Genomic DNA, 21364 nt, shown 5'->3' on the forward strand with positions numbered 1-21364 from the left:
CTCGGACCGGGGCCGAATTGCCCGAGAGGATTGACACCCATGGCTCAGCGTGTAGTTGTCACGCTCTCCGACGACCTGGACGGCGGCGCCGCCGCGGAAACCGTCCACTTCGGCGTCGACGGGAAGTCGTACGAGATCGACCTGTCCGTGGACAACGCGGAAAAGCTGCGGGAGGCCCTCGCTCCGTTCGTCGCCGCCGGCCGCCGCCAGAGCCGTACCGGAAAGTCGTTCCGCCGCACCGCCCTCACCCCGGACCCGGCCGCCGTCCGCGCCTGGGCCCTGTCCCGCGGGATGGAGCTGCCGGCCCGCGGCCGCATCCCCAAGCACGTGTACGAGGCGTTCGCCGAGGCGAACTGAGCCCCGCGGGAGCCCGCTCCCGGTCGCCCCGCCCGCCTGGACCGAAAGGGTGGGGCGACCACCCCGAACGATGCTGTAGAGTATTCCTCGTCGCCGCAACGGAGAGATCCGGAGAGGCGGCGGGTGCCCCATCAGGCACCATGCGGACGTGGCTCAGTTGGTAGAGCATCACCTTGCCAAGGTGAGGGTCGCGAGTTCGAATCTCGTCGTCCGCTCGCAGTGCGCGAGCACAGCACAACTCAATAGTTTGACCTGCGGACGTGGCTCAGTTGGTAGAGCATCACCTTGCCAAGGTGAGGGTCGCGAGTTCGAATCTCGTCGTCCGCTCCGATCCGAAGGGCCCCCTCGAACGAGGGGGCCCTTCGGCATTCCCTCCCCCGCCATCACCCCGGAACACCGCCCCGCGCCGGAACATCCCCCGGAGAACGCCGCCCCGGGCGCCCGCGATATCGCCCATGACATTTGTCATCGCCGAGCCGTGGATCCCCACCGCGATGTCATGACGGCGCGCACTGCCCGCCCGGCCCGGCCGGCGGAAGGCTGGGGGCATGGAAACGAGCCGGCCCTCCCGCCCCAGCGAAGACGTGATCGAGGTCACCGACCTGCACCGCCACTACGGCGGCGGCAGCTCCGGGTACCACGCCGTGCGCGGCGTCGACCTGACCGTCCGCCGCGGCGAGCTGTTCGCGCTGCTCGGCACCAACGGGGCCGGCAAGACCTCCACCATGGAGGTCGTCGAGGGCCTGGCCGCGCCCACCGGCGGCACCGTCCGGGTGCTCGGCCGGGACCCCTTCAAGGAGCGTGCCGCCGTCCGGCCGCGGATCGGCGTCATGCTCCAGGAGGGCGGCTTCCCCGGCGAGCTCACCGCCGCCGAGACCGGCCGCGTCTGGGCCGGGATGACCAGCGGCGCCCGCCCGGTGGCGGAGGCGCTGGAGCTGGTCGGCCTCGGCCACCGCGCGAAGGTCCGGGTCAAGCAGCTGTCCGGCGGCGAGAAGCGCCGGCTGGACCTCGCGATGGCCCTGCTCGGCCGCCCCGAGGTGCTCTTCCTGGACGAGCCCAGCACCGGCCTGGACCCGGAGGCGCGCGCCGCCGTCTGGCAGCTGGTCCGCGAGCTGCGCGCCCAGGGCACCACGGTGCTGCTCACCACGCACTACCTGGAGGAGGCGGAGGAGCTGGCCGACCGGCTGGCCATCATGCACGGCGGCCGGGTCGTCACCACCGGCACCGTCGCCGAGGTGATCGCCGACCGGCCCTCCCGGATCACCTTCGAACTGCCCGCGTTCAGCGGGGCCGCGCTGCCCGTCCTGGCCGGGGCCGAGGTCGCCGTCGACGGCCGCCGGGTCACCGTCCAGACCCTCGGGCTCCAGGACACCCTCACCGACCTGCTCGGCTGGGCCCGGCACCACGGGATCGCGCTCGGCGCCCTGGACGCCCGCAGCGCCTCGCTGGAGGAGGCCTTCCTCGCGATCGCCTCCGAGGCAGCCCACCAGAACCCCCCGCAGGCACCCGCCGCCACCCGCCCCGCCCGCCGCCGCCTGATCGGATCCGCCCGATGACCACCGCCACCGCCACCGCCGCCCCCGCCGGTCCGCAGAGCACCACCGTCCGCCGGCTGCTCGCCCTCGGCCGGGCCGAGGCCACCCTGCTGCTGCGCAACCGCACGGCCCTGTTCACCGCCCTGGTGCTGCCGCTGGTGCTGGTCTTCACCCTGCGGGGCACGCTGTCGGCGCAGGCCGAGTCCCACCCCGGGCTGGACGTCGACTCGCTGCTGGTCTACGGCTCGGTCGGGATGATCCTGGCCTTCGTCGTGTACTACAACCTGACCGCCGCGTACGTCGGGCGGCGCGGTGAGCTGGTCCTCAAGCGGCTGCGCACCGGCGAGGCCCGGGACATCGAGATCCTGCTCGGCACCGCCGTCCCCTCGCTCGCCCTCGGCCTGCTGATGGCCGCCCTGATCGGGATCGGCGGCAGCCTCGGCCTGCACCTGGCCGTGCCGGTCAACCCGCTGCTGATGCTGGTCGGCCTGCTGCTGGCGCTGGCCACCATGATCGCCCTGGCCGCGCTGTCCAGCGCCTTCACCAGGACCGTGGAGAGCGCGGGCATCACCACCCTGCCGGTCATGCTGGTCATGCAGCTCGGCTCCGGCCTGTTCGTCCCGCTGGAGGTCATGCCCTCCCAGGTGGCGGACGTCTGCCGGCTGCTGCCGACCACCCCCGCCTTCCAGCTGATCCGGGTCGGCTGGTTCGGCACCGACGGCTCGGCCCCCGCGACGGACTTCCTCGGCTCCTGGGGCGCGGCCGGCTCGCACCTGGTCACCGGGACCATCTGGCTGGGCCTGGCGGTCTGGGGCGCGATGCGCTACTTCCGGTGGGAGCCGCGCCGCTGACCCGAAGGGCGGTGCCCGCGGAAGGCGCTCATCCGACGGATGGGCGCCTTCCGCGCCTCTGATATGAAGACACCGGCAAGATCGTGATCGAACTGGGGCGGAAGAATTGAGAATGCGGTCGCCGCTTCGCAGCTGGGCGGGCCTGAGCAAGCCCCAGCGCACCGAGCTGTACCTGCGCTGGTCGCTCTACCTGATGGCGCTCTTCCTGCTGCCCTGTGTGCTGATCTCCGCCGGCAGCGTCGTCACCGAGGCCGGGAACCTCCCGGCGGTCCGGATCTCCGTGCTGGTCGGCCTCGCCGCCACCCTGGTGCTGCTGCGGGCCTACCGCACCACGCTCGACCACTACCTGGGCCGCGCCGACGACCAGCGGCTCTGGCTCGCCCTGTCGGTCGGCCTCGCGGTGGCCGGCTCCTGGGTCGTCCTGCTGTTCGGCCCCGCCACCGGCGGCACGGAGGCCCCGGGCAGGCTGCCCTTCACCCTGTTCGTCGTCAGCAGCCTGCTGCTGTTCTCCTACGGCCCGGTGTGCGTCGGGCTCGCCCCGCGCCCCGCCGTCCTCACCGGCCTGGGCATGCTGGCGGCCGTCCTGCCGGCCGCCGGGCTGGCCGGGATCGACGTCGGCACCGCCACCGGCTACCTGACCGGGCTGACCGTCGGCATGGCCTTCATCGGCTCCAGCTGCCGCAGCTTCGCCTGGCTGACCTCGATCGTCTGGGAGCTGGACGCCGCCCGCGAGGCGCAGTCCCGGCTGGCCGTCGCCGAGGAGCGGCTGCGCTTCTCCCGGGACCTGCACGACGTGATGGGCCGCAACCTCACCACCATCGCGCTGAAGAGCGAACTCGCCGTCCAGCTCGCCCGCCGGGGGCGCGCCGAGGCCGCCGACCAGATGGCCGAGGTGCAGCGGATCGCCCAGGAGTCGCAGCGCGAGGTCCGGGACGTCATCCGCGGCTACCGCACCGCCGACCTGCACGCCGAGGCGATCGGCGCCCGGGCGGTGCTGCGCTCGGCCGACGTCGCCTGCGAGATCGACCTCGGCGAGCACGCCGACGAGCTGCCGGCCGCGGTCCAGTCGGTGTTCGGCTGGGTGATCCGCGAGGCCACCACCAACGTGCTGCGGCACAGCGAGGCCGACCGCTGCCTGATCCGGCTGCGGACCGGGGACGGACGGGCCGTGCTGGAACTGGAGAATGACGGGGTGCCCGAGGTCCCGTTCCCGTCCCAGGGCGGCGGCACCGGGCTGCGCGGACTGCGCGAGCGGCTCGCCGCCCACGACGGCGAACTGACCGTGGCCTCCGCCGGGGCGGGCGTCTTCCGGATGCTCGCCACCGTCCCGCTCGCCAGCTGAGGAAGAAGGACCGCCCGATGACCGAGAACGCCGCGCCCGTCCGCGTCCTGCTCGCCGACGACGAGCACCTGATCCGGGGCGCACTGGCCGCGCTGCTCTCGCTGGAGGACGACATCGAGGTGGTCGCCCAGGCCGGCTCCGGCACGGAGGCGCTGGCGATGGCGCAGGCGCACCGCCCGGACGTCGCGGTGCTGGACCTCCAGATGCCGGGCCGGGACGGCATCGAGGTGGCCGCCCAGCTGCGGCTGCTGCTGCCGGACTGCCGCTGCATGATCGTCACCGGCCACGGCCGCCCCGGCTACCTGAAGCGGGCGCTGGAGGTCGGGGTGCGCGGCTTCCTGCCGAAGACCGTCTCGGCGGCGGACCTGGCCGGCATCATCCGCACCGTGCGCTCCGGCGGCCGGTACGTGGACCCGGAGCTGGCGGCGGACGCGATCAGCGCCGGCGAGACCCCGCTGACCCCGCGCGAGACGGACGTCCTGGAGCTGGCCGCCGACGGCACCTCGATCGCCGAGATCGCCGAACGGGCCTCGCTCTCCCAGGGCACCGTGCGCAACTACCTGTCCGCGGCGGCCACCAAGCTGGGCGCGGAGAACCGCCACGCGGCGGTGCGGATCGCCCGCGAGCACGGCTGGATCTGAGGCCGTACCCGCGGGCGCTCCGAAGCGGCTCAGGCCCAGGTCGTCCCGGTCAGCCGCTCGTAGACCTCGATGTACTTGGCCCGGGTCCGCTCGACGATCTCGGCCGGCAGTGCCGGCGGCGGCTGCTCGCTGTAGCGGTCCCAGCCGGAGGCCGGGGAGACCAGCCAGTCGCGGATCAGCTGCTTGTCGAAGGACGGCTGCGAGTGGCCCGGCTGCCACTGGTCGGCGGGCCAGTAGCGGGAGGAGTCCGGGGTGAGCACCTCGTCGCCGATCACCAGTTCGCCGTCCAGCAGGCCGAACTCGAACTTGGTGTCGGCCAGGATGATGCCGCGGTCGCGGGCGATGTCCCGGGCCCGGGCGTAGACGTTCAGCGTGGTCTGCCGAAGCTGGGCGGCCAGTTCGGCGCCGATCCGGCGGGCGGTCTCCTCGTAGGAGACGTTCTCGTCGTGCTCGCCGACCTCGGCCTTGAGGGCCGGGGTGTAGATCGGGGCGGGCAGCTCGGAGCTGTTCTCCAGGCCCTCGGGCAGCGCGATGCCGCAGACCGTACGGCTCTCCTGGTACTCGGACAGGCCGGAGCCGGCCAGGTAGCCGCGGGCGACCGCCTCGACCGGGATCATCTCCAGGCTGCGGCAGACCAGCGTGCGGCCCTTCCAGTCGGCCGGGGCGCCGGCCGGGACCTCGGTGGAGATCACGTGGTTGGGCACGATGTCGGCGATCCGCTCGAACCACCACAGCGACAGCTGGGTGAGGACGCGGCCCTTGTCGGGGATCTCGTTCGGCAGCACCCAGTCGTGGGCGGACGTCCGGTCGCTGGCCACCATGACCAGCTCACCCGACTCGGTGCGGTAGAGGTCGCGCACCTTGCCGGTGTGCAGGTGGACCAGGCCGGGCACCTGGACCGGCTCGGGCTTGGTGACAAATCCGCTCAAGGTGTTCAGTCCTCAGGGGTCGTTCACGGGCGGGGCACCGCGAAAGGGGAGGTCACTGCCCCCGCAGTCTTTCACGCCCGCCGAACGCCGCTCCTCCGGCCGTCCGTCACTGGTTCTTGCAGAGCCGGTCCAGCAGGTTGGCGGTGGCCCGCTGGATCCGCTCGTCGGTCAGGCCCGGGCGGCCCAGCGCGGGCGACCAGGCGAAGGTGCCGGCCGCGAAGACGTACGCGCCGCTGGGCGCCCGGTACAGCGAGGTCTCCTGGTAGCGGGTGCGGCCGGCCGGGTCCTGGTAGGGCGAGTGCGCCAGCAGCACCCGCTCGATGTGCTCGGGCAGCGCCACCTTGGGGTAGTAGCGGTCCGCCTCGCCGGCGACCAGCCCGGGAAGCTCGTCGCCCTCCTGGAGGCCGGTGCCGTCCCAGAGCCAGTGCGCGGTGTGCCGGGCGACCAGCGGGACGGGCGCGGCGACCCGCCCCGAGTACTGCACCCCGAGCAGGTGCTGCTCGGGCTCCCCGGCGTCCCGCCACAGCGCGCTGGCCGCGCCGGGCACCCCGGCGGCCGGGCTGCCGGGGCCGACCTTCTGCCGCTTGCGGCAGTTGAGCAGCCGGTTGGGCTCGCCGGAGGCGGCGGCGGTCAGCTCGACCCGCCAGTACATGGTGTTGGCGGAGAGGAACACCAGCGAGGTGCCGTCGTCGCGGGCCCGCTCGGCGGCCCGGCGCATCGGCTCGGACCAGTACTCGTCGTGGCCGGGGAAGACCAGCGCCCGGTGCCGGGAGGCGTCCACCAGGCCGGCGTGCAGGTCGGTGGCGGTGGCGTAGGAGAGGTCGTAGCCGTAGCGCTCGGCCCAGCGGATGAAGTCGTACGCGTAGCCGACGTGCAGCGGCAGTCCGGCGGTGGCGTGCGGGCGGTCGAAGGAGACGGTGACGGCCGCCTCCGGCTCGCCGACCAGGCCGCCCCGGCCGTCCCAGGCGTGGTAGAGGCTGGCGCCGGTGCGGCCGTCCTCGGGGAACAGGTTGTACGCCTGCCAGGTCACGTCCGGCAGCACCAGGAGCAGCTCGGCGGTGCGCCCCTGCTCCTCGAAGTCCCGGACGGTGAACGGGATGTGGCTGCGGTGCAGCATGTCGGCGGTGGTCAGCACGGCGACGTACGCGCCGGGCTTCCAGTGCGCCGGGATCTGCTGCCGCCAGGAGTGCCACCAGTGGTGGCAGGAGACCGTCCGGTCGACCACCAGCGGGGCGGGCTGGGCGAGGCCGGCGATCAGCGGGCTGGAGGTCATGTGGCGGGCGCCGTCGCCGCCGTAGTGGCCGATCCGGAAGATGTTCACGGTGAACTCGCGGGGCGGGTTGACGGTGACCCGGAAGTCCACCGAGCCGCCGGGGCGGACCACCCCGGCCGAGGCGAAGCCCTTGATCTGCTGGTCCACGTCGTTGGCGCCCTGCGGGGTGCCGACGGACGGCTTCCGGCGGACTCCGGCCGTCAGCGACTGCTGGCCGGGCGCGTCCACCGAGACGTACCAGGGCACGGCGCCCTCCGCCCCGGCCAGGTACTGGTCCGGGCTGCGGAGCCAGGGCAGCGGGCCCTGCCCGAAGGGGTCGGAGACGCTGTAGGCGTGCGTCCCCGACTCCCAGCGGCGGTTGAGTTCGGTCCCCACGCGCCCCTCCCAGGTGCACTTCCGCCCGGTTGGCACGTGCCCCCCGGATGTGCGTGCGGTCTAATACACCACAGAGTGCTGGCGCAACGTCACCCTCCGGTAGCAATTGGTGCAGGGAATCTCGCGCGCCTCCCGGGCAGGGCCTCCGGCCTGCGAAGACGCCTGGCAGTCGGCCGTTTTGGGGGCGCGCGACGGGGTGCCGAGCGCCCTTCCGGGACGCCTGGGACGTCAGAGGCGGACGGGTTTCTCGAGGCGGACGTCGGCGGCGTCCAGCCAGGCGCGCAGCGGACCGTCCTGGCCCTGTTCGACGGCCTCGGCGACCGGGCCGGCCAGGTCGGTGCGGCGCACCCCGCCGAGCAGCAGCACCGGGCCGTCCAGCCAGTCCAGGCCGGGGGCGCCGCCCGCGGTGTCCACGGCGGCACAGCAGACCATCGCGGTGACGTGGTCGACCAGCAGGTCGCGGCCGCTGCGGTCGGGTTCGAGCAGCGGGGCCGGGGCGGTGGTGCGGGCCAGCTGGGCGGCGAGCGCGGCGGCCAGCAGCTCGCCGTCGTTCTCGGCGAGCCGGCCCAGCAGCCGGGTGAGGGTCGGGGCGCCGGGACGGGACTGCGGGGCGAGCCGGTCCAGCGCGGTCTGCAGGGTGGTGGCGCCCGCCCGCCAGCCGGCGTCCACCACCTCGGCCGGGTAGTCGGCCCACTCCAGCTCGTGCCAGGTGCCGGCCGCCGGGCGGCCGAAGAAGAGTTCGGCGGCGAGCCGGGAGACCGCCCGGTCGACGGCGCCGGGCTCCTCCAGCAGGTCGCAGGCGGGGCGGTCGCCGAGCCGGCTGCCGTAGCCGTCGGCCAGCCGGTCGCGCCGGGACAGCTCGGTGAGCGCGGAGACCACGCCGGCGTTGAGGTGGGCCGGGTGGCGGCCGAGCCGCCAGGCGGGCAGCGCGACCCGGGTGAGCAGCCGGTCCCAGCCGGCGTAGGCGAGACCGACCTGTTCCTGGGCGGCGATCCGCAGGCCGTAGTCGACCGTCCTGGCGTGTTCGGAGGCCCAGCCCGCGACCGAGCGCTCCAGCTCGGCGGAGTGGCCCCGGCAGGCGCCGAGCAGCCGGCGCACGATCCTGCGGACGATCCGGTCGGCGAGCGCGGCCGGACCGCGCCGGGGCGGCCGGGGCGGGGCGGCCAGGGTGCCGCCGCCGAGGCCGGGGGCCGTGCCGCCGCCGGAGTCCAGGCAGGCGTCCAGGCCGCGCAGGAAGCGCCGGGCGGCGGCGATCTCCGGGTCGGCGGAGGCGGCGGTGCCGGCCACCACCGGGGCGAGCAGGGCGCGCAGCTCCCCGGCCCGCATCCACCACAGGAAGGGCGAGCCGATCACCAGGACGGGGCCGGGTGCCCCGGCGGCCGGCCGCTGCCGGTCCGGCCGGGCCGTCCGTCCGGTCGACGGGGCGTCCTCCAGCCAGCTGTCGCAGTCCGGGGTGAGGGCGACGGCGGAGGGCGCGGGTACGTCCAGCCGGTCCGCCAGCTCGTCGATCAGCCGGTACAGCTCGGGGGCCTCGGCGCGGTCCAGCGGGACGGCCGGGGTGCGCGGCGGGACGGCCCGGCGCACGGCCCGGGCGGTCAGGACGGCCACCGCCAGGGTCAGCGCGGCGACCGCGCAGACCACCCAGCGGGCGGCGTCCCAGCCCGCCGCGTCGGCGGCCCCGGGCGCGCCGATCCGGCCGGTGAACCGGCCCGCGAGCAGGACCACCGCGACGGCGGCGGGCAGGGCGGCGGCGGCCCGGGCGAGGCCTCGGACCCGCAGGACCGCCTGGGCGTGAGCGCGCGCGATGTCGACTGCGGCCATACGGTGCGGCACCCCCTTCGGAGCCCTCGGGCGCCCGGCTTCGGGCCCTGAGCCGACTCGAAACGATCAGTTCCGACCGGGAAGCGGAGGCGTCCGATCCCCGGTAGTGCATGCTGCGTGGCGCTACTGACATTTTCGACGCCCCGGTCCGGGTGGGCGTTCCGGATCTCCCCGGTTTCCACTCGTCCCGGTGACACCGCCCGGACGTTCCGGTGACGCGGTCGTTCCGGTGACACCGCCCGGACGCCGACGGCCGGTCCGGTGCGAAGCACCCGGACGACCACCCGGCCGGACGCCGTCCAGCATCCCCCCGTGGGAGCACCGCTACCCGGCGGCGACCCCGGCGCACGGACCCCGCGCACCGCGATCCAGCGCACCATAAGGCCGCACGGCCGGTTGCGTCAGCCGGATGCGGACGCTGTCACCCGATGGGCTGGAATCCGTCGGCCGAACGGTACGTCCGCCCCCGCAGGCGCTCCGGTCCCGAAACGCCCGGGACGCTGCGCCCATGGGGTTGACCGGTGGGCCCGGGCGTTCGATGCCCGCTCATCCCGCCGAGACCCGCCCGTCCCCGCTGCGACCGCTGCGACCGCCCCCGCCCCGCGCTCCGGGGGCACCACGCACCGCGGCCCCCGTGCGAGCGGTTCGCACGGGGGCCGCGGGCAGCGCGGACGCGGACGCCTCAGGCGGTGGCCGCCTTCAGCGCGATGTCGGTGCGGTGCTGGCCGCCCTTGAGGGAGATCCGGTCCACCGCGGCGTACGCGCGCTCGCGCGCCTCGGCCAGGTCGGTACCGGTCGCGGTGACCGACAGGACGCGGCCGCCGGCACTGAGCACCCGGCCGTCCTCGTCCGCCCTCGTCCCGGCGTGCAGCACGAACGCGGTGCCGTCCGCCTCTGCCTCGGCCAGGCCCTCGATCGGGTCGCCGGTGCGCGGGTCGGCCGGGTAGCCCTCGGAGGCGACGACCACGGTGACGGCCGCGCCCTCGTCCCAGCGCAGCGGCTCCAGCTGGTCCAGGGTGCCGTTGGCGGAGGCCAGCAGCACGCCCGCCAGCGGGGTGCGCAGCCGGGCCAGCACGACCTGGGTCTCCGGGTCGCCGAAGCGGGCGTTGAACTCGATCACCCGGGTGCCGCGCGAGGTGAGCGCCAGGCCCGCGTACAGCAGGCCGGAGAACTCGGTGCCCCGGCGGCGCAGCTCGTCCACGGTCGGCTGGAGGACGGTCTCCAGGACCTCCTCGACCAGCCCGGCGGGCGCCCACGGCAGCGGCGAGTAGGCACCCATGCCGCCGGTGTTGGGGCCCTCGTCGCCGTCCAGCGCGCGCTTGAAGTCCTGGGCGGGCTGGAGCGGGACGACGGTGGTGCCGTCGGTGATCGCGAACAGCGAGACCTCGGGACCGTCCAGGTACTCCTCGATGACCACGCGCTCGCAGGCGGCGGCGTGCGCCAGCGCGGCCTCGCGGTCGGAGGTGACCACGACGCCCTTGCCGGCGGCCAGGCCGTCGTCCTTGACCACGTACGGGGCACCGAAGGCGTCCAGCGCCTCGGCGGCCTCGGCGGCGGTGGTGCAGACGTAGGAGCGGGCGGTGGGGACGCCGGCCGCGGCCATCACGTCCTTGGCGAACGCCTTCGAACCCTCCAACTGGGCGGCCGCCGCGGACGGGCCGAACACCGGGACGCCGGCCGCGCGCACGGCGTCCGCGACGCCGGCGACCAGCGGGGCCTCCGGGCCGACCACGACCAGGGCGGCGCCGAGCCGGCCGGCCAGCGCGGCGACCTGCGCACCGTCCAGCTGGTCGACCGGGTGGACCGTCGCGACCTGCGCGATCCCGGCGTTGCCCGGGGCGCAGTGCAGTTCGGTCACTGCGGGATCTTGGGACAGAGAGCGGCACAGGGCGTGTTCGCGGGCGCCGCCGCCGATGACGAGGACCTTCACGCCTGGCAGCGTAGTCGGTGGCCGGTTCCGGCCGCTCTCCGGTCCCGTCCGATCCTCCAGGAGAGGCACTCGGTACGGCGAGCGCGTCGGAGGATCCTCCAATCCGGGCGGGGCCGGTTCGGCGGTGGGTGGTCGGGTCACGACGTCGGGTCACCGGGCCCTCGCTCGGACGGGTGAAATCTCGGCGCCTCCCGCAACCCGCCCACCTCGGGTTCCGTTGGCCGAAACCGGTAACGATCAGCGGAGAAGCGGCCCCACGGTCAGCCATTTGGCGGTAAGAAGTGCTGTTGGAGAACCATCGGCGGACACCACGTCAGCCGTTGCGCCGACAGACCAGCAGTCCGCCCGCCACAGGGAGCCCCACAGGTGAGCCAGCCGGAAATGCAGCCCGAGGAGAGTGCCTGGGGCAAGGAGATCGGTGAGGAGGACCAGCCCGTCGCCGCCGTCGTCCGACGGGCCTCCACCCGCCACCGAGCCGATCTGAGCACCCGCCAGTTCCCCCTCGGGGACTGGGGCGAGCCCGCCGAACGGCTGGAGGAGCTCTACCGCTGGTCCGAGGAGCGGGCGGTCGAGGCGATCGAGTGGTACCGCCGGGACCGGATCTGGAAGCGCCGCTGGGCGCGCCTGCTGCGGTTCGGCGCGGCCGGCTTCGCGGTGGGCGGGGTGGTCGCCCCGCTGGTCGGCCTGGCCGGCGCCTTCGCGTACGGCACCGGTTGGGGCTACGTCGGCTTCGCGCTCTCCGCCGCCTGTCTGGCGGCCGACCGGGTCTTCGGCCTCACCTCCGGCTGGATGCGGGACATCTCCACCGGGCAGGCGCTGCAACGCCGCCTGGAGGCCTTCCAGTTCGACTGGGCGTCGGAGTGCGTGCGCGAGGTGCTCGGCCCGACCGAGGGCACCGCGGGCGAGGCCGCCGAGCGCTGCCTGGGTGTGCTGCGCCGGTTCTGCGAGGACGTCTCGGACATGGTCCGCTCCGAGACCTCGGAGTGGATGCTGGAGTTCCGCGCCTCGATGACCCAGCTGCCGACCCAGTCCGGCGGGGCCTGGGGCGGGCGCAGCGAGCCCGGGGTGGGTGCCCAGGTGCGGGTACTGCCGCCGCCGGGCACCCGGCCCACCATGCCGCGCCAGCGGCCGCCGGAGGGGCCGCTGCGGTAGCACCGGGACCCGGGCGCGAGGCTCGGGGCCCGGACGGGAGCGTGGGCCCGGACTACGGGCTCAGGCGAAGACGATCATCGAACCCTGGGTGACGCTCCTGGTCGCCGCCGCGTACAGGCCCGACCAGGCGTGCCGCTCCCGGGCGAACGGGTGGACGTCGTCGATCGGCGGCCCGAACGGCTGCTCCAGACCGGTCGGGCCGAGCGGCCTGGTCGGGTCCGGCGGGTTGAGCGGGTCGATGCCCAGTGCCGGTGCGACGGCCTGGAGTTCGCGCAGCAGCCCGTGGCTGGAGCCGAGCGGGCCGCCGGAGGCCAGCAGCGTGTCGTCCACCAGCGGTGCCGCGAACTCGACCGGCACGTACGCGCCGGCGTGGTCGAAGTGCCAGACCAGGTGCGACTGTTCGGCGCTGCTCTCGAACATCTCCAGCAGCTGCTCGTAGTCGCCGCCGAGCGCGTCGACCGGGGTGATGTCCAGCCCGGTGAGGCCCAACAGGTAGGCGCGGCGCAGGAAGTGCAGCGAGTCGTAGTCGAAGGCGGCTATCGGCTCGACCGCGCCGCTGACGCCCGGCACGAACCGGTAGACCGGCACCTCGGGCAGCCCGCGCGAGGCCAGCACCGAGTTGTAGAGCGCGAGGTCTTCCCGGAAGGGGTTGTCGGTGCTGTGGCTCAGCACGTCCACCAGCGGGACGAGCCAGAGGTCGCAGGCCATGGCCGGCAGTTCCTCTCCGGAGGCGGGGATCGCCCGCGGAGACGGGGCGACGACGGGGCTGGGTCGGTACCCGGACGGCCCTTCGGCGGGGCGCCCGGTCCGACGCCCGCCCACCCTACCGGCCCGGCGCGGCGTGCGGGTCGGGCCGTCCCCGCCCGGCCTCCGGGGCCGGTTCGGTCAGCCGTCGGCCGAACCGGCCGTACGGCAGCGTGCGCGGCTGGGGCACCAGGCCGAGGCCCAGGCCCAGCTCACGGCCGAGTTCGCGGCCCACCTCGTCGCCGCGGCGGCTCCGCTCGGCGCGGGCGGCGCCGGGCCCCGCGACGGGACCCGCACCGGGACTCGCGACGGGCTCGACGGCCGGCGCCGGCGGCGGCGGTTCGACCGGCACCGGCGGCAGCTCGTCGCCGACGAACCCGGTGAGCAGCCCCAGGACGGTCACCGACTCCAGCGGCTGCCCGGCCAGCCCGGCCAGCAGCCGGACGGTGTACAGGTTGTACTCGCAGATGATCCGGTGCGCGCCGACCGAGTCGCGGGCCTCGATCGCCTCGACCAGGTCCGGGTGGCGCTCCCAGCAGATCCCGCCCAGCGTGGGCAGTTCCCGCAGGTAGCGCGCGGCGAACATCCAGGACTGCACCCTCAGCCAGTCCAGGTAGTCGGCGATCCGGCGGTTGCCGAGCAGCCCGCCGACCTCCTGCCAGAACCGGCGGTCGCAGCCCACCATCACGTCCAGGTTCCCGGCCCGGGCGGCCCGCACCGCCGCGTCCGCCCGGCGGTGCAGCGAGGGCAGCCGGCTGAGGTCGGGCAGCGCCCGGCGGGCGGCGAACTGGCGGTGGAAGCTGTCGGTGATCAGCACCCGGGACTCGAAGATCTCCAGGAAGTCGTCCCACCCCAGCTCGGGCACGGTGAAGCCGCGGTGGTGCTCGGCCCGCAGCAGGCCCTGCGCACCGAGGTCGACCAGGGCCTCGCGGGCCGGGGTCGCGGAGACGCCGTACAGCTCGGCGATCTCCTTGACGGTGAAGTTGCGGCCGGCCGCGAGTCGGCCGGCCATCATCTCCTCGCGCAGCGCTCCGGCGATCTGCTCGCGCAGGCTGTTGCGGTGGATGACGGGGCGGGGGGTGTCGCCTGCGCCGTCGCCAGGCATGGGCGCGACCTCCTCGGGCGGCCTACCGTGCCGGCCCTCGTCCGGGCCGGTGGGGAACACGACGAGTGCTCATCTTCTCAAACCCGACCGACCCAGGTACGAACCAACCCTCCGAAACGCCGTCCCCGCGCCCCGGTCCCGCCCCGGCTCAGCGCTGGACCGGCGCCGGGATCCCCAGCAGGCGGTCCCGCAGCACCGGGAACTCCTCCCGCGCCTTGGCCACCTCGGCCGGGTCGAACTCGACCGTCAGGACCTCCTCGTCCGGCCCCGCCTCGGCCAGCACCCGGCCCCACGGGTCCACCACGATGCTGTGCCCGGCCTGCTCGACCCCGGCGTGCGTCCCGGCGGTGTTGCAGGCCAGCACGAAGGCCTGCTCCTCCACCGCCCGGGCCCGGGCCAGCAGCGTCCAGTGCTCGCGCCGACGGGCCGGCCAGGCCGCCGGGACCACCAGCAGCTGCGCGCCGGCGTCCAGCAGCGCCCGGAACAGCTCCGGGAAGCGCAGGTCGTAGCAGGTGGCCAGGCCCAGCGTGGCGAAGTCGACGGGCGCGGTGACGATCTCCTGACCGGCCCCCATCACCACCGCCTCACCGCTGTCGAACCCGAAGCGGTGGATCTTGCGGTACGTGTGCACCAGCTCGCCGTCCGGGGAGAACAGCAGCGAGGTGTTGTAGATCGGCCCGTCCGGATCGCGTTCGACGATCGAACCGGCGTGCAGCCAGACCCCGGCGGCCCGGGCGGCGGCCGACATCACGTCGGAGGTGGGCCCGTCCAGCGTCTCCGCGCCGTCCGACCAGAGGTCGTGGGCGAAGCCGCCGAGCGGCCACAGCTCCGGGAGCACCACCAGGTCGGCACCCTGCTGCGCCCGCACCAGGGCCGCCGCCCGAGCCCTCCGCTCGGCGGGCGGCTCCGCGTCGGAGACCGCGAGTTGGATCAATGAAGCGCGCACAGTACCACCGTCCACGGCAAGAGACCTACGATCGTCACCCGAAAGCGCTGCCCAGCTGTCTCCCGGCAGCGTAACGTGCGGTTAGCGTGTGCGCCCGGAAGCCGGACCATCCCGGTCGGCCGTGACGGCGGGGCGCAGAGGCAAGGAAGCTGACGGAGGGCCGGAGATTCCCGTGACGGACAACCAGACCGTGCAGGCTTACACCGAGGCGTGGACCCAGACCATCGAGTCCATATCGGAGCTGGTCGCCCCCCTCCCCGAGGACTCCTGGAACCGGGCCACCGAGTGCCCCGGCTGGTCCGTCCGGGACGTCGTGTCCCACGTGATCGCGGTCGAGTCCGACCTGCTCGGCGACCCCCGCCCGATCCACTCGCTGCCGCGTGACCTCCGTCACGTCACCACCGAGTTCGCCCGTTACGTCGAACTCCCGGTCGACAAGCGCCGCTGCCACACCGCGCTGGAGATGACCAGCGAGCTGGAGTACACGATCATCCGCCGCTCCCGGGCGCTGCGGAACGCCAAGCAGACGCCCGAGGAGCCGGTGCGCTGGCCGGCCGGACCGCTGGCCAGGGACGTCCCGTACCACGAGCTGCTGCGGATGCGGGCCTTCGACGTCTGGGTGCACGAGCAGGACCTGCGCCGGGCCCTGGACACCCCGGGCAACCTGGACGCCCCGGCCGCCCTGATCACCCGGGACCTGCTGCTGGAGCTGCTGCCCAAGGCCGTCGCCAACAAGGCCGGGGCCCCGGCCGGAACGGCCCTGGTGCTGGACGTCACCGGCCCGGTGGAGTTCCTGCGCACCGTCCGGGTGGACGCCGCGGGCCACTGCACCGTGGACGAGTCGATCAGCCTGGCCCCCGACGTCCAGCTCACCATGGGCTGGGAGACCTACCTGCGGCTGGCCTGCGGGCGCGGCCGGCCCGGCCCGGTCTCCGTCGAGGGCGACCGGGAGCTGGCCGAGCGGGTGCTGGCCAACTTCTCGGTGACCATCTGACGACCGGCGCCCGCCGCCCCGGGCCCCGCACGGGGTCCGGGGCTCAGCCCGACTGCGCCGCGACCTTCCGGCGCAGCCGCAGGATCATCGCCGTGCCCACCGCCAGCGGGACGTACTGCCAGCAGAACGCCCAGCGGAAGGCGGCGGCCGAGTACGGCCCGGAGCCGTCCGGGGAGAGCAGGTCCAGCAGCACGCCGATGCCGAACAGGGTGATCATCGTGCCGATGAAGCCGCCCATGTTGACGATCCCGGAGGCGGTGCCGAGCCGTTCCACGGGGTTGCGGGCGCGCGCGTAGTCGAGGCCGACCAGCGAGGCCGGGCCGTTGCTGCCCATCACCAGGATGATCCCGACCAGCAGCCAGGTCGGCGGGTGGCCACCGGGCCAGGCCAGCACCAGCGCCCAGCCGAGCGCGGTGGTGACGACGACGGTCAGCACGATCGGCATCCGGGCCCGGGCCGTGGCGGAGAGCAGCCGGCCGAAGACGAAGCCGAAGGCCATGTTGCTGAGCACCAGCAGGGTCAGCAGCCCGCCGGCCCCGGCCCGGGACATGCCCTGCGCCTGCACCAGGTAGGGCAGCCCCCAGAGCAGGCCGAAGGCGTTGCCGGGGAACTGGGTGGTGAAGTGGATCCAGAGCCCGAGCCGGGTGCCCGGCTCCCGCCAGCAGGAGAGGACCTGTCGGCCGACCTTCGGCCGCGCCCCGACCGGCTCGGGCCGGGCGCCGGCCCCCTGGTGCGGCGGGGTGTCCCGGAGCAGGAACGCGACCGGCACGAACACCCCCGCGCCCAGCAGCGCGATCGCGCTGAAGGTGGGCGTCCAGCCCTCGCTGTGCAGCGCCCGGGCGAGCACCACGGTGGTGACCAGGTTGCCGCCCATCCCGACCAGGCCGGTCAGCTGGGCCACGAACGGGTTGCGGGCCGCCGGGAACCACCGGGCGGCGACCCGCAGCACGCTGATGAAGGTCATCGCGTCACCGCAGCCGAGCACCGCGCGGGAGGCCAGCGCGGGGCCGAAGTCGGCGCTGAACGCGAAGGCCAGCTGACCGGTGCTCAGCAGCGCGATGCCGAGCAGCAGCACCCGGCGCGGCCCGAACCGGTCGACCAGCAGGCCGACCGGGATCTGCATGGCCGCGTAGACCAGCACCTGGAGGATCGAGAAGGTGGAGAGCGCCGAGGCGCCGATGCCGAAGCGGTCGGCGGCGTCCAGTCCGGCCACGCCGAGGCTGGTGCGGTGGATGACGGCCAGGACGTAGACGCCGACCCCGATGGACCAGGCCAGCCAGGCCGCACGGCCACCGGGCGGCGCGGCGGCCGTGCGCGCGGACGCGGATACGGGGATGGGCGCGGATACGGGTGCGGCCGGGGGTTCGGCGGTGGACCGGGGAGCGGGCACGGACGGGGACGGGGCTGGACGAGCGGGCTCCACGGTCATAGTCCGACCAGATTAGTCATCCCATGATCGGACACCCGGAGCCGGGGGGCGTCCGATCGCGGGCCTCAGCCGGTCAGCGTCCAGGACACCGAACGGGTCATGTAGCGGTCCCGGAAGGCCTCGTCCCGCACCCAGTCGGTGGTGTCCCGGACGGTCGCCGTCACGGTGGCCGCCCGGCCCGGCGCCAGCTCCAGCCCGGCGGTGTCCAGCCAGGAGCCGTCGGGGGACTGCGGCGTCACCGGGACGCCGTCCACCTTCCACTCCACCTTCAGCTGCCGCGGGCCGGTCAGCGGCAGCGGCCGGACGTCGAGCCGCGGCCGCCCGGCCACCTCGCCGGGAGCCGGCACCGGGGCGTCGGTCGGCCGGACCTTGCGGTACAGCTCCTCGATGATCGCCTCCCGCGAGGGGAGGTTGTACGCGCTGCCCAGGGTGCGCATCACCGAGTCCGGGGTGGGCCGGTAGAGGCCGTTGGCGCTGCGGTACGCCCCGATCACTCCGGCCCCGTCCGGGGACTCGGCGCCCAGCCAGCGCCACCACTTGAGCTGCTTCCTGCGCATCTCGTCGGCGTTGAGGGTGGCGAGGTTCGGGTAGTCGGCGTCGTCGGGGGCGCTGTCGTACTCGTCGCCGAGGTCCCCCACGGTGTGCCCGATCTCGTGCTGGATGATCCGCCCGGCGTCCGGGTTGCCGCCCGCCAGGGTGGTCACCCCGGTGCCGCCGGCGCCGCCGTACTCGGTGGAGTTGGCCAGCGCTATCAGGTACTGCGGCCCGGCGCCGTCGCCCGCGTACCGGGCGGTGGCGGCCTCGTCGGCGCAGAGCAGCCGGGCGGTGCCCTCGCACCAGAAGTGCATGCCGAGCGGGGTGGCGGTCCGGCGGCCGTGTTTCTCGGACTCGGCGATCCCGGAGACCGGGGAGACCACCTCCACCCGCCTGATGTTGAAGAAGCCCTGGTAGGTGCGGAAGGGCTCGATGTCCATCAGGGCGTGCCAGGCCCGGTCGGCCTGCTGCCGGAAGAGGTCCTGCTCGCCGGCCGTGTAGCCGTCGCCGAGCAGCACCAGGGTGATCCGGTTGGCCGGTTCGCCGGTGCGGCGTATGTCGACGGTCGGGGCGACCTCGGATATCCGCTGGTCGGCGCGGAGGGCCGTGTGCGGCGGCACCGCGCGGTCGGCCGGGGCCCCCGGCCCGATCACGCCGAACGGCGAGGGGCCGGCCAGCTCCAGGGCGGCCGGGAGGGCGGCGGCGGACACCAGCACGAGTGCGGCCAGACTCCGCACGAGACGGCCAGGGTTGCCAGGCGGCATACGGGTGCGTCCTCCGGGCTCCGGTCACCCGGCGTCGCCCGGGTGGTGGAGCGGAGACGTACCCGAACGGGCGGAGCGCGCCTATCCGGCTGCGAAAAAGTCACCGACCTGGCCGAACGATCCACATCCGCCCTGCCATACGTGTCATCCCAACCACCTTCCCGTTCAGCCCCGCCGGAAGCCCAGCACCAGGTGGGTGCCGAGCCCGAACAGCAGCCCCCAGAAGGCCGAGCCGATCCCGAACAGGCTCATCCCCGAGGCGCTCGCCAGGAAGGTCACCACCGCCGCGTCCCGTCCGCGCTCCTCCGCGACCGCCGCCGCCAGGCTGCCCTGCAGCGAGGCCAGCAGGGCGACCCCGGCGATCACCGCGATCAGCTCCTTCGGCAGCCCGGTGAACAGGCTCACCAGCACCCCGCCGAAGCTGCCCACCAGCACGTACAGCACGCCCGAGGACATCCCCGCGACGTACCGGCGGCGCGGGTCCGGATGAGCCTCCGGGCCCGAGCAGATCGCCGCCGTGATCGCCGCCAGGTTCACCCCGGGCGAGCCGAACGGCGCCATCAGCATCGATACCACGCCGGTCGAGCCGATCAGCAGCCGGTCGTCCGCCCGGTAGCCGAAGGCCCGCATCACCCCGAGGCCCGGCGCGTTCTGCGAGGCCAGCGCGACGATCGTGAGCGGCAGCGTCAGCCCCACCAGGGCCGCACCGGAGAACGCCGGCACCGTCAGCACCGGCACGGTCGGTCCGCCCGAGCCCAGGTGCAGCGGCAGTCCGACGGTCAGCGCCGCCAAGACCCCGCCGACCAGCAGCGCGACCGGCACGGCGTACCGCGGCGCGAAGCGCCTGGCCAGCAGGAAGGCCGCGAAGCTGCCCACCACCAGCACCGGCGCGCCGTGCACGGCGCCGAAGATCCCGGCGCCGAAGGAGAACAGGATGCCCGCGAGCATCGCGTTCACGATCCCCACCGGCACCGCCGCGATCAGCCGGCCGAACCAGCCGGTCACCCCGAACAGCGCCACCACCGCCGCGCTCACCAGGAACGCCCCGACCGCCTCCCGGTACGGGTAGTCGCCCAGGCTGGTCACCAGCAGCGCGGCGCCCGGGGTGGACCAGGCGGTGATCACCGGCGTCCGGGTCCACCAGCTCAGCGCGAAGCCGCTCACCCCGCTGCCGATCGCCACCGCCCAGATCCAGGACGCGGTGTGCGCGGTGTCCAGCCGCCCGGCGGCGGCCGCCGCGAGCACCACCACCAGCGGCCCCGAGAAGGACACCGCGACGCACACCAGCCCCGCCAGCAGCGCCGGCCCCGACGCGTCCCGACGCAGCGACCGACGTTCCCCGCTCCCGGTCGACGTCGTTTCCGGTCTGGTCGTCAGCTCATCGGTCATCCCGGCAGTATCCCGAAGCGGCCCTTCGGAAGCGCCCGAAAAAAATTCCGGACCCACCTGCAACCCCGGACGGGGATGCACGTCCATAGGTATGAAGGCACGGAGAGCGAGACCGGCGGAGCCGGGGGGCGCTTCCGCTCAGGAGGAGCGGAGCAGGCCGGTCGTCTTCACCACCACACCGTCAGTCACATGACCCTGGGGAGTCACGTCATGCGTACGTCCGTTATCACCCGTTTCGCGAAGAACGACCGCGCGCTCTCCGGCCGCCGCCGCATCGCCACCGTCGCCGCCACAGTGGTCCTCGCCGGCGGCGTCCAGTTCCTCGCCACCGACGCCGCCTGGGCCTGCGGCGACTACCGGGTCACCGGCGCGTACCGGGCCCCGGCCGGCGTGTCCGGCCTCTCGCCCGACACCGCCATCGTCTCGGCCAGGTCCTCGGTGGTCGCGGACGGCAGCTGGAACGAGGTCTCCCTCAAGGTCACCAACAGGGCCGACGAGGACGCCCACGGCATGGAGCCGTTCCTCGGCCTCGTCACCCCGGGCCCGGGCGCCGCGGCCCGCGGCAAGGACGTCAGGGTGCAGTTCCAGGACCGCACCGGTGCCTGGAAGAACCTCCAGCTGAGCGAGGGCTGCACCCGCGTCGTCGACGTCACCGGCTCGCAGCGCCAGCGGATGGCCGCGCACAGCTCGATGACCTTCACGTTCCGGTACTCGCTGGCGCCCGGCACCCCGGCCGAGGTGACCACGGTCAACCTGCTGGCCTCGACGGAGATGGCCGGCTCCCAGGGGCCCGGCGACTCGGGCTTCCAGCCGGTCAAGGTGACCCACCCCCAGGACAGCACCGCCACCACCACCGCCAAGCCGTCGACTCCGGCCAAGCCCGCCCCGGCCAAGCCCCAGCCCGCCCCGAGCAAGGCGGCACCCGCCAAGGAGGCGCCCGCCAAGGCCGCCGGGGCCGCCGAACCCGCGGCCGACCGGAGCCAGGAGGCCGCCCCGGCCACCGGGGCCCCGAAGGCGTCGGCCCCGTCCACCACCGCACCGGCCGGCACCCCCGAGCTGGCCCGGACCGGTTCCTCCTCCGCCGACACCCTGCTCGCCGCCGGCTCCGCCCTCCTGCTCGCCCTCGGCGCGGGCGTCCTGGTCGCCGTCCGTCGGCTGCGGCCCCAGCGGTAGCAGCCGATCGGGCGGTCACGACGAAGGGGCCCTCCTCCGCACGGCGGTGCGGAGGAGGGCCCCTTCGTCATGCTGTCGGG

At 74.4% G+C, this 21364-nt stretch carries 18 protein-coding genes and 2 tRNA genes; 10 read left to right on the plus strand and 10 right to left on the minus strand.

Going from position 1 to position 21364, the window contains the following annotated elements; translation table 11 throughout:
• Positions 1 to 39 precede the first annotated feature (39 nt).
• The 7 genes from ACZ7RU_RS16765 (at position 40) to ACZ7RU_RS16795 (ending at position 4726) form a co-directional block, all read left to right on the plus strand.
• Positions 40 to 357, plus strand: a complete 318-nt coding sequence (locus ACZ7RU_RS16765) for a histone-like nucleoid-structuring protein Lsr2 (RefSeq protein WP_030056585.1) — start codon at positions 40 to 42, stop codon at positions 355 to 357.
• A 142-nt stretch (positions 358 to 499) separates the two neighbouring features.
• A tRNA-Gly gene (locus ACZ7RU_RS16770) sits at positions 500 to 572 on the plus strand.
• A gap of 39 nt (positions 573 to 611) precedes the next feature.
• Positions 612 to 684 (plus strand) — tRNA-Gly (locus ACZ7RU_RS16775).
• A gap of 221 nt (positions 685 to 905) precedes the next feature.
• Positions 906 to 1913 carry an ABC transporter ATP-binding protein gene (locus ACZ7RU_RS16780; protein WP_470341691.1) on the plus strand — a complete coding sequence of 336 codons (1008 nt, stop codon included), beginning with the start codon at positions 906 to 908 and terminating at the stop codon, positions 1911 to 1913.
• Entirely contained in the window at positions 1910 to 2743 is an 834-nt protein-coding gene (locus ACZ7RU_RS16785; protein WP_470341692.1) for an ABC transporter permease, read from the plus strand. The genes ACZ7RU_RS16780 and ACZ7RU_RS16785 overlap by 4 nt, the downstream gene beginning before the upstream one ends.
• A gap of 112 nt (positions 2744 to 2855) precedes the next feature.
• Positions 2856 to 4085 (plus strand): sensor histidine kinase, encoded by a 1230-nt coding sequence (locus tag ACZ7RU_RS16790; RefSeq protein WP_470341693.1) that lies wholly within the window; start codon positions 2856 to 2858, stop codon positions 4083 to 4085.
• Positions 4086 to 4102: 17 nt separating this feature from the next.
• Positions 4103 to 4726, plus strand: coding sequence for a response regulator (locus tag ACZ7RU_RS16795; protein ID WP_470341694.1), 624 nt, complete (start codon positions 4103 to 4105; stop codon positions 4724 to 4726).
• A gap of 29 nt (positions 4727 to 4755) precedes the next feature.
• Here the strand turns inward: ACZ7RU_RS16795 and ACZ7RU_RS16800 are convergent, their stop codons facing one another.
• The 4 genes from ACZ7RU_RS16800 to purD all read right to left on the minus strand — a co-directional run bounded on the left by ACZ7RU_RS16800 (position 4756) and on the right by purD (position 11054).
• The gene (locus tag ACZ7RU_RS16800) at positions 4756 to 5655 is read right to left on the minus strand and encodes a phosphoribosylaminoimidazolesuccinocarboxamide synthase (protein WP_470341695.1); all 900 of its coding nucleotides are present in this window, start codon (positions 5653 to 5655) and stop codon (positions 4756 to 4758) included.
• A 106-nt stretch (positions 5656 to 5761) separates the two neighbouring features.
• Positions 5762 to 7303: a N,N-dimethylformamidase beta subunit family domain-containing protein gene (locus ACZ7RU_RS16805; protein WP_470341696.1), complete on the minus strand. Its 1542-nt coding sequence runs from the start codon at positions 7301 to 7303 to the stop codon at positions 5762 to 5764.
• Between the two features lie 228 nt (positions 7304 to 7531).
• Positions 7532 to 9124, minus strand: coding sequence for a hypothetical protein (locus tag ACZ7RU_RS16810; protein WP_470341697.1), 1593 nt, complete (start codon positions 9122 to 9124; stop codon positions 7532 to 7534).
• A 682-nt stretch (positions 9125 to 9806) separates the two neighbouring features.
• Positions 9807 to 11054 carry a phosphoribosylamine--glycine ligase gene (gene purD / locus ACZ7RU_RS16815; RefSeq protein WP_470341698.1) on the minus strand — a complete coding sequence of 416 codons (1248 nt, stop codon included), beginning with the start codon at positions 11052 to 11054 and terminating at the stop codon, positions 9807 to 9809.
• Positions 11055 to 11420: 366 nt separating this feature from the next.
• Here purD and ACZ7RU_RS16820 point away from each other — a divergent pair, with 366 nt between their 5' ends.
• Complete coding sequence (locus tag ACZ7RU_RS16820) at positions 11421 to 12206, plus strand: SLATT domain-containing protein (RefSeq protein ID WP_470341699.1); 786 nt, start codon at positions 11421 to 11423, stop codon at positions 12204 to 12206.
• Positions 12207 to 12266: 60 nt separating this feature from the next.
• On the opposite strand, the gene ACZ7RU_RS16825 is transcribed toward ACZ7RU_RS16820, so the two are convergent.
• From ACZ7RU_RS16825 to ACZ7RU_RS16835, 3 genes are all read right to left on the minus strand, one after another.
• The gene (locus ACZ7RU_RS16825) at positions 12267 to 12914 is read right to left on the minus strand and encodes a hypothetical protein (protein ID WP_470341700.1); all 648 of its coding nucleotides are present in this window, start codon (positions 12912 to 12914) and stop codon (positions 12267 to 12269) included.
• Positions 12915 to 13029: 115 nt separating this feature from the next.
• Positions 13030 to 14055, minus strand: coding sequence for a GntR family transcriptional regulator (locus ACZ7RU_RS16830; protein ID WP_470341701.1), 1026 nt, complete (start codon positions 14053 to 14055; stop codon positions 13030 to 13032).
• A 148-nt stretch (positions 14056 to 14203) separates the two neighbouring features.
• The gene (locus tag ACZ7RU_RS16835; RefSeq protein WP_470341702.1) at positions 14204 to 15001 is read right to left on the minus strand and encodes a carbon-nitrogen family hydrolase; all 798 of its coding nucleotides are present in this window, start codon (positions 14999 to 15001) and stop codon (positions 14204 to 14206) included.
• Positions 15002 to 15173: 172 nt separating this feature from the next.
• Here ACZ7RU_RS16835 and ACZ7RU_RS16840 point away from each other — a divergent pair, with 172 nt between their 5' ends.
• Positions 15174 to 15995 (plus strand): maleylpyruvate isomerase family mycothiol-dependent enzyme, encoded by an 822-nt coding sequence (locus ACZ7RU_RS16840; protein WP_470341703.1) that lies wholly within the window; start codon positions 15174 to 15176, stop codon positions 15993 to 15995.
• Between the two features lie 43 nt (positions 15996 to 16038).
• Here the strand turns inward: ACZ7RU_RS16840 and ACZ7RU_RS16845 are convergent, their stop codons facing one another.
• From ACZ7RU_RS16845 to ACZ7RU_RS16855, 3 genes are all read right to left on the minus strand, one after another.
• Complete coding sequence (locus ACZ7RU_RS16845) at positions 16039 to 17424, minus strand: MFS transporter (protein ID WP_470341704.1); 1386 nt, start codon at positions 17422 to 17424, stop codon at positions 16039 to 16041.
• A gap of 65 nt (positions 17425 to 17489) precedes the next feature.
• Positions 17490 to 18695: a M64 family metallopeptidase gene (locus ACZ7RU_RS16850; protein WP_470341705.1), complete on the minus strand. Its 1206-nt coding sequence runs from the start codon at positions 18693 to 18695 to the stop codon at positions 17490 to 17492.
• Between the two features lie 192 nt (positions 18696 to 18887).
• Positions 18888 to 20111 carry a benzoate/H(+) symporter BenE family transporter gene (locus ACZ7RU_RS16855; protein WP_470341706.1) on the minus strand — a complete coding sequence of 408 codons (1224 nt, stop codon included), beginning with the start codon at positions 20109 to 20111 and terminating at the stop codon, positions 18888 to 18890.
• Between the two features lie 210 nt (positions 20112 to 20321).
• Between ACZ7RU_RS16855 and ACZ7RU_RS16860 the strand changes: the two genes are divergently transcribed.
• Positions 20322 to 21284: an LAETG motif-containing sortase-dependent surface protein gene (locus ACZ7RU_RS16860; RefSeq protein WP_470341707.1), complete on the plus strand. Its 963-nt coding sequence runs from the start codon at positions 20322 to 20324 to the stop codon at positions 21282 to 21284.
• Positions 21285 to 21364 lie beyond the last annotated feature (80 nt).

The organism is Kitasatospora sp. NPDC114501, from assembly GCF_055633695.1.